Genomic DNA, 13,640 nt, shown 5'->3' on the forward strand with positions numbered 1-13,640 from the left:
ACGACTGCTCGGGTCTCGACTCACATTCGAGACCCGAGGCTCGAGATCGGCGTCACTCGCCTCGCGTTCCCGCTCCGACTCTCGGGCCACGGGCCGGTCCTCGAACGATGGTATCGATACCCTCTTTTCTGCCCCACGCTGATGTAGGTGCATGACTCACGAAATCGCCGTCATTCCGGGCGACGGAATCGGACAGGAAGTGACACCGGCCGCGGTCGACGTCCTCGAGTCCCTCGAGATCGGCTTCGAATTCGTCGAGGCCGAGGCCGGCGACGCGGTCGAGGAGGCGACCGGCGAGGCGCTCCCGCAGGAGACGTACGACCTGGCGGCGTCGGCCGACGCGACGCTGTTCGGCGCAGCGGGCGATTCGGCCGCGGACGTCATCCTGCCGCTGCGAACGGCGGTCGACTCGTTCGTCAACGTCCGCCCGGCGAAGGCGTATCCGGGAATCGAGGCGGTGCGGCCCGAGACGGACCTGGTCTTCCTCAGAGAGAATACGGAAGGCGTCTACGCCGGACACGAGGACCGCCTGAGCGAGAACATCTCGACGCTGACGCGCGTGGTGACGGACTCGGCCTCCGAGCGACTGGCCGAGTTCGCCTGTGACTACGTCGACGGGAACGACCACGACGGCTTTACGATCGCCCACAAGGCGAACGTCATGCGCGAGACGGACGGCCGCTTTCGCGACACCGTCACGTCGGTCGCCGAGGACAACGGCGTCGAAACCGAGGAAGTGCTGATGGACGCCTTCGCGACGCACGTCTGTCTCGACCCCGACCAGTTCGACGTCGTCGTCTGTCCGAACCTCGCGGGCGACGTCCTCTCGGACCTCGCGGCGGGGCTCGTCGGCGGACTCGGTCTGCTCCCGTCGGCCAACATCGGCCCCGACCGCGGCCTGTTCGAACCGGTCCACGGCACCGCGCCCGACATCGCCGGCGAGAGCGTCGCGAACCCGGCTGCGACGATCCTCTCCGCCGCCATGATGCTCGAGTACCTCGGCTACGACGACCAGGGGGCGGCCGTCACCGAGGCCGTCGAGTCGACGCTCGCCGAGGGTCCCCGCACGCCCGATCTGGGCGGCGACGCCTCGACCGAGGACGTGACTGAGGCGGTCATCGATCGGCTCTAGGGCACCTTCTGATTCCAAATCGCCCGACATGAAACGGGCCGGGCACGGCCCGGTCTCGACCGGCGAGACACGGCCCGGGAGTTATCCGATCCCTCGTGGTACCAGGCGCAATGCCTCGAGACGACACCCTCGCTGGCGTGGACTCGCGAATCGCCGACACTGACCGGCTCCGGACGCATTTTCTCGAGTCGGGGGAGTCCGGTCGGACTGCTGACCGGGGCCAACCAGGTCGCGCCGATGACGGACGCGAGACGGTGGTCTTTCTCCACGGAAACGTCTCTTCCTCGCGGTTCTTCGAAGACGTACTGGTCGATCTCCCGGATCGTCACCGCGCGATCGCACCCGATCTCAGAGGGTACGGCGATTCGGAGACGAAACCGGTCGATGCGACGAACGGGCTCGGCGACTTCGAAGGCGATTTGCACGCGTTCGTCGAGGCCCTCGACCTCGAGCGGCCGTTCGTCCTCGTCGGGTGGTCGAACGGGGGCGGCATCGCGATGCGATACGCGATCGACCATCCCGAAGCGGTCGCGGCGCTCGTCCTCGTCAATCCGCTCTCGCCGTACGGGTTCGGCGGTACCAAAGACGTTCACGGAACGCCCTGCTTCGACGACTACGCCGGTTCCGGTGGTGGAACTGCAAACTGGGAGTTCGTCTCGGGTCTCGAGCACCGCGTTCGCGACGGCGCGACGGAGGCATCGCCGCGGAAAATCCTGCGAACCTACTACGTCGATCCGACGCACGACTTCGACGAGGACCGCGAGGAATCGTACCTCACCGGCATGCTCGATACGGCCACCGGCGACGAGAACTACCCGGGATCGACGACCGAGAGCGACAACTGGCCCGGCACGGCCCCCGGTGAAACCGGCGTGAACAACGCCATCTCGCCGAAGTACTGCACGCTCGAGGAGATAATCGACATAGACTCCGACCGCAAGCCGCCGATCACGTGGATTCGGGGCGACTCCGACCAGATCGTCTCGAACGCGTCCCTGTTCGACGTCGCCACGTTGGGTCGGATGGGCCACCTTCCGGACTGGCCCGGCGAGGACGTCTTCCCGCCGCAGCCGATGGTCGACCAGACCCGTGCGATCCTCGAGACCTACGCCGACCGCGGGGGGGAGTACGAGGAAATCGTCTTCGGGAACACCGGACACGCGCCCCACGTCGAAGTACCCGGCGAATTCAGAGAGCGGCTCGCGGAAGTTCTCGAGTGACCGCCGACGCTCCGATGTCTCCCGCCGTCGAAAGAGAACACGGTGCCGGTCGACGACCGACCGGACCGAAACGATGGCCGGGTCGGACGAGACGGCGATCGCCACCTTCAGGCGATGTCGAGCGATTCTCGATCGGCACCGGCGAGTTCGACCAGCGCGTCGGCCTCGAGGAGGTGACACTCACCCGGAACGACCAGCAGATGGAGTGGATCGCCGAACGTCCGCGTTGCGAGTTCGGTCATCGTCCCGGCTTCGACGAGCGGATCGGGACTGCCCGCGCGGGCGACGACGACACCGACGAGGTCGGGATACGCCTCGGCGAGGAGTTCGGCACCGACGTCGGCGGTCATGAACTCGTCCCGTTCGGCTTTGATATCGAGGTACACGACCGTGTGAAGGCCGGCAGATCGGTTGTCGTCGATCGTTTCGGTCACGCTCGCGGGGAGGCCGTCGGCACCGTGGGCGTAGGGAAACGGGAGGGTCGTCGCTTTGCCGAAGCGATAGTTCTGGAGCCCCGTCAGCGCGCTGGTGGCCGTTTGAGCGGTGACGCCGTGGAGTAGCCGCGTTTCGATACCGCGCTCGTGAGCCCGCAACCGGAGGTCGACGTGGGTCGTCGAGATCATCGTATCGCCGGCGGTCAGGAAGGCCACGTCTTCGGACTCGGCGGCCGCGAGGATGTCCTCGGGCCGCTGTTCGACACCCGCGCGGTCCCGCACCTCGACCTCGATGTCGTGGTAGGACTCGAGGTCGTCGACCGTCGTCCCGACGAGCGTACTGGTGTAGAACTCCGCGTAGACGCGGTCCGCCGCCCGGAGTGCGTCCCGGCCCTCGAGGGTGATCGATCGTTCGTCGTAGAGCCCGAGGCCGATGAAGGTGAGCATGGCCGTGATACTCGCACCACCGGGAATACGCTTTCGAGACGGATCGTCCCTCACTCGGACTCGAGACGGCCCGTCGAACCGTGTGGCGACCGCGGCTGCGATCGCGTCGGGCGACGCGCCGGGGGACTCGATCAAAACCCGATGTGCGAGGTCGATTCGGGACCCTCGTCGTCTCCGTCGTCGATACCGCCCTCGTGGGCGAAACTCACGTCGTCGTCGGTGAGATAGACGACGTCGTCGTCCACGGTCACGTCGACGGACGGGAGCGTCGTGTCGGCCGCCTCACCGTTGTCGCAGTAGCCCGAACAGGAGTCGAACAGCGAGCCGTGTTTCGGGCAGACGATCTGGCCGTCGCGCATCGCCGCGCCGCGACCGGTGTCGAACCGCTGTGCTTCGTGCGTACAGCGATTGATCCACGCTTCGACGCCGTCATCACAGGGCACGAGGAGGACTTCGTCCGGTTCGCCATACTCGTCTCGGATCGTGAACAACCACGATCGGTCCTCGTGAACCGTCTCGACGGTCGTAAGCTCCGTTCGCTCCGTCATCTCCCCACGGTAGACGCGCCGAACGGAAAACGCTCCCGACGAGCGTTTCGTCGGCCGTCGACGTTGGGCGCCCCTAGAGAACGAACGCGACGGGGAGGGCCGGCCGAGCGACGAGGACGAGGACCCCGGCGAAGATCGAGACGAGACCGGTTCCGACCGCGAGCTCTTCGCCCCAGGTCGGGAGTCGCTCGATCGTCACCACTCCGGTCAGTGCGACCATCCAGACGAGATTCATCTCACCGAAGAACACCATCACCAGGAAGAAGACGCCGAAACAGGTGAGGACGCACCGCACTCCGTGGTCGAGGCCCCTTCTGACCGCCCGTCGCGGCCCATCCACGTGCGGGGCGACCGATTCACAGCACGTCCGCAGGAGCGACCGTTTGAACCGCGAGAGCTGGTAGAGCCCGGTGCAAACGAGGGCACCCCCGATGACCAAGTGCGTGTACTCCCGGGTGAATCCGTAAATACCGCCGGGCAGGACCGCATTGGAGAGCAGGGGGACGAACGCGGAGACCAGCCAGACGGCGTAATAGCTGACGAGAAACGACGCGAGCGCCCGGATCGCGCCGGTCGTCGATCCCCGATAGGCGGCGGCGTACTCCCGCGTGAAGCGCGTCATCGCCGGCTGCATCATCGCCCACATCATCACGCCCCACGTGATCGCGTATCCGACGACGGCCTCGAGCGTCCCCGCGTGGAAGACGGCCCGTTCGATCGCCCCGGGTGCCGCCATCGGTATCTCCGCCGTCATCATCAGCCACTTCATTCCCGGCATGGGGACGTGACCGCCGTACAGGAGCGCCCACCAGACGACGTCGAGACCGAGCATGGCGGCGACGACGGCGGTCGTTCGATCGGGATCGACCGAGAGGCGGTCCGTCGCACCCTCGAGCGCAGATCGAAGTCGAAGCGATGGGGTCATCGGCGGATCCCCCGTTCTCGAACGCGGCCAGTCGACCGTGCTCCGGTGTTCGATGGGATCATATCGTTCTGCAAGAGCAGTGAAGTGGATCCGGTCGGCACTATTCGAGCACGTCGTACCCGGCTTCCTCGATCGCGTCCCGAACACGAGATTCGGCCCACGGGTCGCCGTGGACGGTCACGCGTCCGTCAGCAGCGTCGGCATCGACTTTTCCGACGCCAGCGAGGGGCGACACCGCGCCGGTGATAACTATCTCACAGCCTTCGCACGTCATACCAGGAACCGATAGCGTGTATTCGTCCATGCTGCAACCGGACGACGGGTCGACGGAACATAAATTGACTAAATACTGATATTTTGTGGAAGAAACGGTGCAGAAGACTATACCCTGGACCCCACCGGTTCCGAATCGGCCGCTGTGCTCGCCTCCCGATTCCGACAGGAGCGTATTCCGGATAGCTACCCTCAGCGTCTCCGGAGACGGGACCCCCACCACGGAAGCGTCAGCGTTACGGCGACTCGTCCGCCAATTCGTGTATGGAAGTGCCGTGCGTCCGCGTCGCGCTCGAGGACGGGGAAGCGACGCGAACGACGCTCGCCGACGCGGATCTGATCGACGATCGGTACGAGATCGCCGTCGAGGACGGCCGACTCTACATCCCGGTGACGGACCCCGAGACCGTGCGAACGGTCCACGACCTCGACGACGGCGAAATTGTCTCGCGGGCGGTCGCCGAGCGAGACACGCAGACGACGCCTGCGGACCTTCTCGCGTTCGAACCCTCCTACGAGCGACTCGGGGAGGCTGCACTCATCGACGAGGACGATTCCGAACGCGCTCGAGCGATCGCGAACGCCATCCTCGAATCGGATCTCCCCGTCGACACGGTGCTGAACAAGGCCTCGAAGGTCAAAGGCGAGACGCGCGTGCGCGACTGGGAGCTTCTCGCTGGCGAAACGACCGAGGTCGTTCACCGAGAATACGGCTGTGAGTTCGCACTCGATCTCGCGGCGGTGTACTTTTCGCCGCGGCTCGCGACCGAGCGCCACCGGGTCACGGAGCAGGTCGAGGCGGGCGAACGCGCCTTCGACATGTTCGCGGGCGTGGGCCCCTTCGTGATCCCGTTCGCGAAACGCGGCGCGGAGTGCGTCGGCGTGGACATCAACCCCGAGGCGATCGCGTACCTGCGCGAGAACGCGCGCCGAAACGGGGTTGCAGACCGCGTCACCGCCGTCAACGGAGACGTCCGCGACCTCGCAGACGAGTACGGCGGCCGGGCCGACCGGCTCGTGATGAACCTTCCCCACAGCGCCGACGAATTCCTCGAGTCGGCCGTGACCATCGCCGGCGACGACTGCGTCCTCCACTATTACGACATCCAACACGAGGACGACCCCTTCGGACCGGGCGAGCGCGCGATCCGCGCGGCCGCAGAACCCGAGTACGTCGTCGACGTCGAGACCCGTCACACCGTCCGATCGTACGCCCCTCACGAGTTGAACGTCTGTCTCGACGTGCGACTCGAGCGATGATCCGTCGATTCGGCTCGGCTCGAGATTCCGTCGGCGCGGCAGTCGCGGTTCGATACTGGGACCCCTTCACACGAGCGCCTCGATTCGCAATCCTTATGCCCGGTATCGGCCCTACAAATAAACGCACGGCGCCGGTGTAGCTCAGACTGGCAGAGCGAATCCTTCGTAAGGATTAGGTCGAGGGTTCAAATCCCTCCACCGGCTCCTACCAAATTACTTATAATCCCATGGCCAAGGGTCGGACCACCCCGGCACCTGCGATGGGTTTTCCAATCCCTGTAGTACCCCCAGGAGATGTCATAAACCGGCTGTCGCGATAGTAAGTGGAGGTGCCGCGGCATGATCGGGCGTCGGTCAGTGCATTTTCTCGACACCCAATGCACAGGAGTTCGGGGCCTCCGTTCGCGACCAGATGAACGAGCAGGTGTTCGATTCTGACGATTATCCGGGGAAATACGAGATCACACTCGGAGGTGTGCAGGACGAGAGTAGCGGCCCGCTCTTGTCGCACAAAGTGGGTGCTGATCTCGAGGCACAGGGCATTCTGTTCGAGACTGCACGGCCAGGACGACCCTTTCCGATCGTATTGCGTGGACTCGAACGGCTGTTGTGCTGGCTCTCGATGCGCTCGGTCTCGAGTTCGAGGAATCGATCGCTCTCGTAGAGTGACGACCAATTCAAGGGATGTCTGGGCTGGCACCGGGTCGTGATCGACCAGACACACCTGACCGGACATCTCAGCCCACATCTGGAACGCCGAGGCTGGGTAGCATAAGTCGAGTCTCGAGACCAGTGGCGGCAGTGGAATCTGGAATAACGATGACTTCAGTCTGTGGACAAACGACCATGCTAAGGTTTATCTAGGCTATCTCCATCTGATCGAGTTGGATGACTACACTGTCGGGAGAGATCTGTGATTCATTATTCGTCGTTTCTGGGAAGGTCAATAGAGAATGGGGGATCATCGAGATTAACAAAGTTGCTCCAATTGTAGTGATCTGATGTTTGTGTAATTACGTACGCCGTGGATTCAGTGACTTCGAAGACAATAACGACTCGTTTGGGAGGACCTGTGTGAGTTGGTTTGATTGTCCGCAGATAGAACATCCCGTCTTCCCGCTGAAAAAGCGTCCCATCGAGGGTATCCAGCTTTTCACGAATTGCCGCAGGCCCATAATACCGGCCGACTTTTGACTGAGCCCGGAAGGATATCTCGACGTCTCCAATCATCACTCAGTGTTGGTTCAGAGGGAGCTAACTGGTATAATCTCTCACCAAATATTCAATAATAACTCATCATGAATTGAATTCCCCCGCCATCCCTGACTTTCGGGGAGGGTGATATCAACCTATTGGCCAACGAACACTGGCCAAAAATACCAATAGTTATTACCACAAATAATTTTGATACCTCCGATGCCCGAAGCCCATACGGAGGTGCTACCCCACATGCTTTCCCCCTTTCACTATCTACCCAGATGTTTCGGTAACGACCCAATCAGGGACTCGTGGCAGAATGAACCCTCCCTCCTGCGTGAAATCAGATATCGGAAGTTTCGGAACCCGCCCTCGAACAGTTAACTCTTCAGACAATCCAGTCGGGGATATGGGTAGGAACACAGACATCGTATCGTCGATCGACCAGATCCCCGACCTTCCGTCCCTCGAGGAAGGTATCACGCTCCTGGAATCATCCTCACGAGGAGTGTTCCATGCACTCGTCGTCGACCAGCTCCTCCTCGAGCGACCGGAAACGGCGTGGTGGATCGACACGCATGGCCACGCACAGACCGCGCCGCTTGCAGACGTCGCACCGAGTCGGCGCGCTATCGACAGTTGACTCGGTTGCCGTCTTGTGCTGACGGTCGTGCTGAACGTATGCTCTGTATCTTGCACATTGCTTTTGACAGCGGCTCGGTAGCTCGTTGTGTCCCTGCGAGATACAATGCGCACCTGAAACACAGTGCGAAGTAGCAGGTGCGAACGTACCGATGTCCTCGATTAGCAACAACCGCTTTCGTCGGGATTCCACTCACACGCATCGCCCGTCGTAAGGCTGTTCTCGTCTATGTGTGCCGAGAGGCAGGCATAGTTACAGAAGTACACGGGCGATCTACAATCGTCGTCACAGTCACGTACACAGATTGGGTCGTGGTCGAAGATACGCGACTCACAGTAGGCACACTCCTCGTCTGCGTCAGGTGTTGCAACGGTCGTGGACATACCTGTGCTATGAGATAGGGCACCGAAAGCGTTCCGTGAAGATTCCCACAAACTCCCAAATTAGTCTCCGTTTCAGTTTTCAGTTGGGGACGAAGGTTCCACACCCACACCAGATGATAGGCTGGTCGACCTCCTCTGCAATGCGCTCAGCAGCTATCTTTCCCTACTCGAGTACACCGATTTCTGAAATAAGCATTCGATGGTTTGGGTCCTCTATAAAGCGATCTCACCACTATCCCTCGTTTCGAAAGTATCGGAGATTAGGTTCCGCAACTTATTGTGGCACAGCCAAACAGTCGGGATATAATACAAGATGGATGGGTGTCCGATGACCAATATGCGACGCCAATCCTCGATCGACACGATGAACTCACTTCCATATCGAAAGTCCTCGAGCCAGCCCTGTACGACAACCGCACCGGTGACGTCTCGAGTCACGGCCCTCGCGGGGTCGAGAAGACAGCGTCGGTTCGGTGGATGCTCCGCGACCGCCGTCGACGCGCGTCCGTGAACGCGGCGATAATCACGTCTTCGGACAAGGCGGGCTTCGACATCGTCCACGGGGCGATCGACACGTATCTCGAGGAACTCTAACGGTGTGATACGATATTCATCTGAACGTGCTGTGAGGAAGTGGCCGTGCCTTTATGTCTCTGGGTGGTGGCATCGAATCATACCCTCCGAATCAAACTCGATCAGCTCGGTTTAGTACTCTCGGAGGGAGATGAAGCCGCTATCCCGGTCGAGGGTCGCACTGGCACGGCCCATGCCCCCCGTCGAAGAGTGGGAAACCTCCCGACGTGGGACAACCGGTCTATGACTGGTAACCCCACGACTGTAGTCGTGGGGGGATGTCGGTGTCCTGAAAACCATGTCCAAAAACAACGACCACGACCACGACGAAACTGGATTGAAGCGCCGTGAGCTCTTGCAACGCGGTGGCGTCACGGTGGGAGCTCTCACGATCGGAGGGTCTGCAGTGAGTGGCCAAGGGGCAGCCCAGGAGCGTGGCCCGCCACCTGGGGTCCGCTCCAAGCGTGCAGAAAAGAACCAGTGTGTGTATTACGCGGAAACAGAGTACTATCGGGAATCACCTGCTTGCCCGGCGGGATGTCGGGATTACGTTCAAATTGGAGGGATGGCCCACAGTGCTGAGGGAGAATGGGCGACACTCCGTCTGACTGTCTACGGAAAAAGGTGTGACGGGAAGCCCTTCACCAAAACGGTCACTTCCAGAGGGAAAGGGTGTGAGCAGGATCTTAGCCTGGACCGTGTTCGCTCACAAAATGTGAATAAAATCACGGCCCAAGGGTGTTATTGTCCACCATATGCCTTCGATTGGGACTGATTTTCGACCGAATGAAATATAATCAAAACGTATTATTTCGGCCCTGTTCAAACTGCAAGCGGTGATAGGCTCCGGTGGCCGTGCTGAATACGTCCTCTATATTCAGCACCCTGATCGCGATAAAAGTCGACGGGATCGAAAGCCACTCCGTTACGAAATCACGCAGCACTCTTTTATTCGTCTGGGTTCACGAGCGAACCGTGGTTCGACTCTCGACTATCGTGATCCTCGTCGGAATCGTGAGGTTCACGCCACTACCACCGCCACTGGGGATACTTCTCGGTGTCTTCCTGATACTCCTCGGGACCGTGCTCAGAGTTTTCACGGACCGGTGAGTCACCATCCCTGGAGTGACTCGGTTGGCGAGTGTTCCCTGCTCGTTGCCGGTCGTTTTGCCTCGAGTCGAGCGGCCGACTCACGACCAGAGGCCACCCCCGAGGCGAGTCCGTTTTGCGAATCGTTTTGCGGGTGTCGAAGAACGATTCGCACGGCATCGATCTCACTTCTGTTTCGTCGAACGAGCCGAGAGGGCGACCTGCGAACGTACCATCCGAGATTCTACGAGTTGCAGATGACGGTTTTCGAGCCGTGCTTCGTCTGAAGCGCGAATGTACCACGCGAGAATGGTGGTCGATAACGTGGCCCTGACACCGAACGAGTCGTCGTTTATCGCCTTCTAACGTGGACGCGGCGTCGAGACAGATAGTAGGTGAGTGCCGGAACTGAGACGAACAGCAGTTCTGTGAATACGACCCCGCCGAGGTGGACGACACCCGCGAGTCCCCAAAAGAGACTCGGTGACCACGTTTGGTCCACGCTCAGCGTCCGTAGATCCGCGAGCAAGCAAAGGAGCACGATCACCGCCACGAGAACACCGGTCCAGAACGAGAGCGTCTGGAGTACGAACCATGCAACGTCCATACCAGTGGTAGAATCAGGAGAGTGAGCAGCGGCGAAAAACGCACGGGAGGAGAGATGAGAGATCAGCGACGTCAGAATCACGATTGGGAACAGAACGATGCCGTACCACCACGGTGAACGCGACATACGATATCGTCGCAGTGGCGGTGCATTAATTTGAACACTGTTGGTCGGAATAACGAGGGTCGAAACGCGAGAGCACGAGGGTGACGAACTCCATCTCTCTTTCACGACGTAATTTGACACGGCACACCCGCTACGTTCGCAGCTGTCTGTATCGGCTGGTTCTGACCTGAATGTGTGAAACGAACGAAGTTGCCGTGTCGCAACCGGCCGCTGTATTCCGCCCGTAGCGCAGACTGCGACCGACCACCGCGTCCGGGAACGTGCTAACGGCAGGAGTCGATTGGAGTGACCGCTCTCGAGCGCGTGGAATCGTCCGGTTTCAGCCCGTGGCGGACGTCGAATCGGTCGGCGGGAATTGTGGGATCACGACCCGGGGAGAGAACTCGATGGCTCACACGACGTCTGCCGACCGACGCGATTCACGCCCGTCCCCACAGAACGCTACGCGTTCTGGTGTGCGAACGAGACGCAACGCGTCTCGTCAACGCCGTAACGGCGGGATTCTCTCGCTGCTCAAAGATAGAACGTCGAGAGTCCGAGCGCGAGTGCGAAGAGGAGAACGGGATAGTCGATTCGCGAGAAGGCAAGCGGCGGGAGCGTCGGGTTCCAGGCGAAACACCGCGCCTGCAGCGCGAGCGAGAGTCGATCCGCTCGGTCGAACGCGCGGGTGAGGCCGAGGACGCCGATCGCGCTGGCACGGTCGACCGCGCTTCGTTCGGTTCCCAGCCGAGCGGCCATCGCCTCGCGAATCGTCCGGAGGTCGCCCCGAAGCACGGGCAGAAAGCGGAATACGAGTCCGACGCCGACGCCGAGAAGCTGGCCCGGCTTTCCGGGAACCGTCCGCTGAATCGCGGCTCGAGATTCCCGCACCGGCGTCGACCGGACGTAGGCGGCGCTGACGAGCAGGATCAGCAACACGCGGTAGCTCGCCAGCCCCGAAGTGACAGCGGCTGAACGATCGAACCAGGGCGAACCGAGCGTGACGCCCGCGAGCAGCGGCGCGATCACGAGAACGACCAGCGCGAACCGGTACGCGGAGACGGTCCGTCGGATCGGAACCCCCGCCGCGGCCATCGCGACCGCCGTCAAACCCGAAAATGCGACGAGCGCGCGCGGGGTCGTGTGCGACAGCGCGGTGGCGGCGAATCCGATCTGGACCGCCAGCTTGGTCCGCGGATCGAGCCGGTGGGCGACGGTATCGTCGGGTTCGTACGTCAGCATCGTGTGGCGTCCGGCACTCGTACCTCGAGGCCCTCGAGTTCACCCAGTACCGGTTCCGGCGGCCCGTTTACGGCGATCCGACCGTCTCGCATGGCGATCACGCGGTCGGCGAGCACGGAGACGTCCCGCAGATCGTGGGTGGCGAGGAGTATCCCTGTCCCGTCCCGTGACAGCGACTCGAGCCGATCGAGGACCGACTGCCGAGCGGGGTCGTCCAACCCGGTAAACGGTTCGTCGAGGACGAGATGGGAGGGTTCCATCGCGAGCGCACCGGCGATCGCCACGCGAGACTGCTCGCCACCCGAGAGCGAGTCGATCCGGGCGTTCTCTCGACCGGCCAGGTTCACGGCGTCGAGCGCGGCCGTCACGCGGCGGTCGATCTCCCCGCGATCGAGGCCGAGATTCTCGGGGCCGAACGCGACGTCCGCGCCGACGGTCGCCGAGACGAACTGGTCGCGAGGATGCTGGAAGACCATGCCGACGCTCGAGCGGGCGGCGATCAGGTCCTCCGCAACGGGCGTTCCGTCGACCAGAACCTCGCCGGAGTCGGGTTCCAGGAGGCCGTTGCAGTGTCGCAACAGCGTCGTCTTCCCGCTGCCGTTTGCCCCCGCCAGGAGGACGAACTCGCCGTCGTCGATCGTCAGCGAGACGTCCTCGAGAACCGGGACGTCCTCGAACGCGTACGAGACGGACTGGAATTCGATCATTCGTGCCGGATGCGACGAGCGTTCCTCATGCGGTCGTGATACGGCCTGCCTCGACGATGGCGACCGCGGCTGCGATCTTGACGAGGTCGCCCGGGACGAACGGGACGACGCCGAGTTCGACCGCTTTGACCGCACTGAGTTCGAGAACGTAGCCGAGCCAGGCGGCCCCGAGCAGATAGATGACGGCCAGTGCCGCAAGCAGCGTCACGACGAGGACCGGCCTCGATAGATCGGCGGGATCGCCGAATTCGCTCCGCCAGTGAACGACGGCGCCGACCAGCAGGGCGGCGATCGGATACGACCAGAGGTAGCCCGCACTGTCGCCGACGAGGACGCCGATCCCCGCAGCGCCAGTGGCGAAGACGGGAAGCCCGACCGCGCCTGCAGTCAGATACAGCAGGACCGAGAATGGCCCCCAGTACGGGCCGAGGTACAGTCCCGCGAGATAGACGACGAGCACCTGCAGCGTCACCGGCACCGGCGAGAGCGGGATCGGGATCGATCCGACGAACGCGGCCGCCCCCAGCAGCGCTGCGAGGACGGCCGCTCGAGCGAACGGCCTGATAACGTCGTCATCGACGAGTTCGACCGAATTCTGATCGGTTTCCATACTCCCGTTCGTTCGTAAACCGGGATCAAAACTTCGGTTTCCGAGACGGAACAGAAGTTCGGAACGGCTCCGAAACAGAAGGCTTCCTTCCAGTTACGCTGACGGTTTCGGTCGGCGATTCTCGTATCGAAATGCACGACACTCACCGGTCAGACTGTCATCTGTCCGGGTTTCGCAGTCGCTCGGGAAGAGTAATAGCCTATTGTCTCGTTTCGCTAACCGTAACGGACAGCGGTCTTATCAGC

At 62.1% G+C, this 13,640-nt stretch carries 16 protein-coding genes and 1 tRNA gene; 7 read left to right on the top strand and 10 right to left on the bottom strand.

Annotated features, from left to right (window positions below):
• Positions 1-151 precede the first annotated feature (151 nt).
• Positions 152-1,132 (top strand): isocitrate/isopropylmalate dehydrogenase family protein, encoded by a 981-nt coding sequence (locus NJT13_RS06525; RefSeq protein WP_254524763.1) that lies wholly within the window; start codon positions 152-154, stop codon positions 1,130-1,132.
• A gap of 110 nt (positions 1,133-1,242) precedes the next feature.
• A complete protein-coding gene (locus tag NJT13_RS06530) occupies positions 1,243-2,352 on the top strand; it encodes an alpha/beta fold hydrolase (RefSeq protein WP_254524764.1) in 1,110 nt (369 codons plus the stop codon).
• 107 nt (positions 2,353-2,459) lie between these two features.
• Here the strand turns inward: NJT13_RS06530 and dph5 are convergent, their stop codons facing one another.
• The 4 genes from dph5 to NJT13_RS06550 all read right to left on the bottom strand — a co-directional run bounded on the left by dph5 (position 2,460) and on the right by NJT13_RS06550 (position 5,010).
• Positions 2,460-3,233: a diphthine synthase gene (gene dph5 / locus NJT13_RS06535; protein ID WP_254524765.1), complete on the bottom strand. Its 774-nt coding sequence runs from the start codon at positions 3,231-3,233 to the stop codon at positions 2,460-2,462.
• A gap of 131 nt (positions 3,234-3,364) precedes the next feature.
• The gene (locus tag NJT13_RS06540; protein WP_254524766.1) at positions 3,365-3,781 is read right to left on the bottom strand and encodes a Rieske (2Fe-2S) protein; all 417 of its coding nucleotides are present in this window, start codon (positions 3,779-3,781) and stop codon (positions 3,365-3,367) included.
• Positions 3,782-3,854: 73 nt separating this feature from the next.
• Positions 3,855-4,706, bottom strand: a complete 852-nt coding sequence (locus tag NJT13_RS06545) for a DUF2182 domain-containing protein (RefSeq protein ID WP_254524767.1) — start codon at positions 4,704-4,706, stop codon at positions 3,855-3,857.
• A gap of 100 nt (positions 4,707-4,806) precedes the next feature.
• Positions 4,807-5,010 carry a heavy-metal-associated domain-containing protein gene (locus NJT13_RS06550; RefSeq protein WP_254524768.1) on the bottom strand — a complete coding sequence of 68 codons (204 nt, stop codon included), beginning with the start codon at positions 5,008-5,010 and terminating at the stop codon, positions 4,807-4,809.
• A gap of 233 nt (positions 5,011-5,243) precedes the next feature.
• Here NJT13_RS06550 and NJT13_RS06555 point away from each other — a divergent pair, with 233 nt between their 5' ends.
• Positions 5,244-6,239: a class I SAM-dependent methyltransferase gene (locus NJT13_RS06555; RefSeq protein ID WP_254524769.1), complete on the top strand. Its 996-nt coding sequence runs from the start codon at positions 5,244-5,246 to the stop codon at positions 6,237-6,239.
• Positions 6,240-6,369: 130 nt separating this feature from the next.
• A tRNA-Thr gene (locus NJT13_RS06560) sits at positions 6,370-6,443 on the top strand.
• A 717-nt stretch (positions 6,444-7,160) separates the two neighbouring features.
• Here NJT13_RS06560 and NJT13_RS06565 read toward each other — a convergent pair.
• Positions 7,161-7,469, bottom strand: a complete 309-nt coding sequence (locus NJT13_RS06565) for a hypothetical protein (protein WP_254524770.1) — start codon at positions 7,467-7,469, stop codon at positions 7,161-7,163.
• A 376-nt stretch (positions 7,470-7,845) separates the two neighbouring features.
• Between NJT13_RS06565 and NJT13_RS06570 the strand changes: the two genes are divergently transcribed.
• Positions 7,846-8,079 carry a hypothetical protein gene (locus NJT13_RS06570; protein WP_254524771.1) on the top strand — a complete coding sequence of 78 codons (234 nt, stop codon included), beginning with the start codon at positions 7,846-7,848 and terminating at the stop codon, positions 8,077-8,079.
• A gap of 161 nt (positions 8,080-8,240) precedes the next feature.
• On the opposite strand, the gene NJT13_RS23420 is transcribed toward NJT13_RS06570, so the two are convergent.
• Complete coding sequence (locus NJT13_RS23420) at positions 8,241-8,462, bottom strand: hypothetical protein (RefSeq protein ID WP_425499789.1); 222 nt, start codon at positions 8,460-8,462, stop codon at positions 8,241-8,243.
• Positions 8,463-8,783: 321 nt separating this feature from the next.
• Here NJT13_RS23420 and NJT13_RS06575 point away from each other — a divergent pair, with 321 nt between their 5' ends.
• Both NJT13_RS06575 and NJT13_RS06580 read left to right on the top strand, forming a co-directional pair.
• The gene (locus NJT13_RS06575) at positions 8,784-9,056 is read left to right on the top strand and encodes a hypothetical protein (protein WP_254524772.1); all 273 of its coding nucleotides are present in this window, start codon (positions 8,784-8,786) and stop codon (positions 9,054-9,056) included.
• A gap of 828 nt (positions 9,057-9,884) precedes the next feature.
• The gene (locus tag NJT13_RS06580) at positions 9,885-10,145 is read left to right on the top strand and encodes a hypothetical protein (protein WP_254524773.1); all 261 of its coding nucleotides are present in this window, start codon (positions 9,885-9,887) and stop codon (positions 10,143-10,145) included.
• A 331-nt stretch (positions 10,146-10,476) separates the two neighbouring features.
• Here the strand turns inward: NJT13_RS06580 and NJT13_RS06585 are convergent, their stop codons facing one another.
• From NJT13_RS06585 to NJT13_RS06600, 4 genes are all read right to left on the bottom strand, one after another.
• Positions 10,477-10,731, bottom strand: a complete 255-nt coding sequence (locus tag NJT13_RS06585; RefSeq protein WP_254524774.1) for a hypothetical protein — start codon at positions 10,729-10,731, stop codon at positions 10,477-10,479.
• 639 nt (positions 10,732-11,370) lie between these two features.
• A complete protein-coding gene (locus NJT13_RS06590; protein ID WP_254524775.1) occupies positions 11,371-12,078 on the bottom strand; it encodes an energy-coupling factor transporter transmembrane component T family protein in 708 nt (235 codons plus the stop codon).
• A complete protein-coding gene (locus tag NJT13_RS06595; RefSeq protein ID WP_254524776.1) occupies positions 12,072-12,785 on the bottom strand; it encodes an energy-coupling factor ABC transporter ATP-binding protein in 714 nt (237 codons plus the stop codon). The genes NJT13_RS06590 and NJT13_RS06595 overlap by 7 nt, the downstream gene beginning before the upstream one ends.
• Positions 12,786-12,810: 25 nt before the next feature.
• A complete protein-coding gene (locus NJT13_RS06600) occupies positions 12,811-13,395 on the bottom strand; it encodes a biotin transporter BioY (RefSeq protein WP_254524777.1) in 585 nt (194 codons plus the stop codon).
• Between the last annotated feature and the right edge of the window lie 245 nt (positions 13,396-13,640).

Origin of the sequence: Natrinema caseinilyticum (assembly GCF_024227435.1) — an archaeon.
In the GTDB taxonomy this organism is placed as follows: Archaea; Halobacteriota; Halobacteria; order Halobacteriales; family Natrialbaceae; genus Natrinema; species Natrinema caseinilyticum.

Coding starts and splice junctions, on each gene's coding strand:
- NJT13_RS06555 (WP_254524769.1), top strand. CDS start 5,244: ATGGAAGTGCCGTGCGTCCGCGTCGCGCTCGAGGACGGGGAAGCGACG.
- NJT13_RS06525 (WP_254524763.1), top strand. CDS start 152: ATGACTCACGAAATCGCCGTCATTCCGGGCGACGGAATCGGACAGGAA.
- NJT13_RS06570 (WP_254524771.1), top strand. CDS start 7,846: ATGGGTAGGAACACAGACATCGTATCGTCGATCGACCAGATCCCCGAC.
- NJT13_RS06600 (WP_254524777.1), bottom strand. CDS start 13,395: ATGGAAACCGATCAGAATTCGGTCGAACTCGTCGATGACGACGTTATC.
- NJT13_RS06530 (WP_254524764.1), top strand. CDS start 1,243: ATGCCTCGAGACGACACCCTCGCTGGCGTGGACTCGCGAATCGCCGAC.
- NJT13_RS06545 (WP_254524767.1), bottom strand. CDS start 4,706: ATGACCCCATCGCTTCGACTTCGATCTGCGCTCGAGGGTGCGACGGAC.
- NJT13_RS23420 (WP_425499789.1), bottom strand. CDS start 8,462: ATGTCCACGACCGTTGCAACACCTGACGCAGACGAGGAGTGTGCCTAC.
- NJT13_RS06565 (WP_254524770.1), bottom strand. CDS start 7,469: ATGATTGGAGACGTCGAGATATCCTTCCGGGCTCAGTCAAAAGTCGGC.
- dph5 (WP_254524765.1), bottom strand. CDS start 3,233: ATGCTCACCTTCATCGGCCTCGGGCTCTACGACGAACGATCGATCACC.
- NJT13_RS06595 (WP_254524776.1), bottom strand. CDS start 12,785: ATGATCGAATTCCAGTCCGTCTCGTACGCGTTCGAGGACGTCCCGGTT.
- NJT13_RS06550 (WP_254524768.1), bottom strand. CDS start 5,010: ATGGACGAATACACGCTATCGGTTCCTGGTATGACGTGCGAAGGCTGT.
- NJT13_RS06585 (WP_254524774.1), bottom strand. CDS start 10,731: ATGGACGTTGCATGGTTCGTACTCCAGACGCTCTCGTTCTGGACCGGT.
- NJT13_RS06590 (WP_254524775.1), bottom strand. CDS start 12,078: ATGCTGACGTACGAACCCGACGATACCGTCGCCCACCGGCTCGATCCG.
- NJT13_RS06540 (WP_254524766.1), bottom strand. CDS start 3,781: ATGACGGAGCGAACGGAGCTTACGACCGTCGAGACGGTTCACGAGGAC.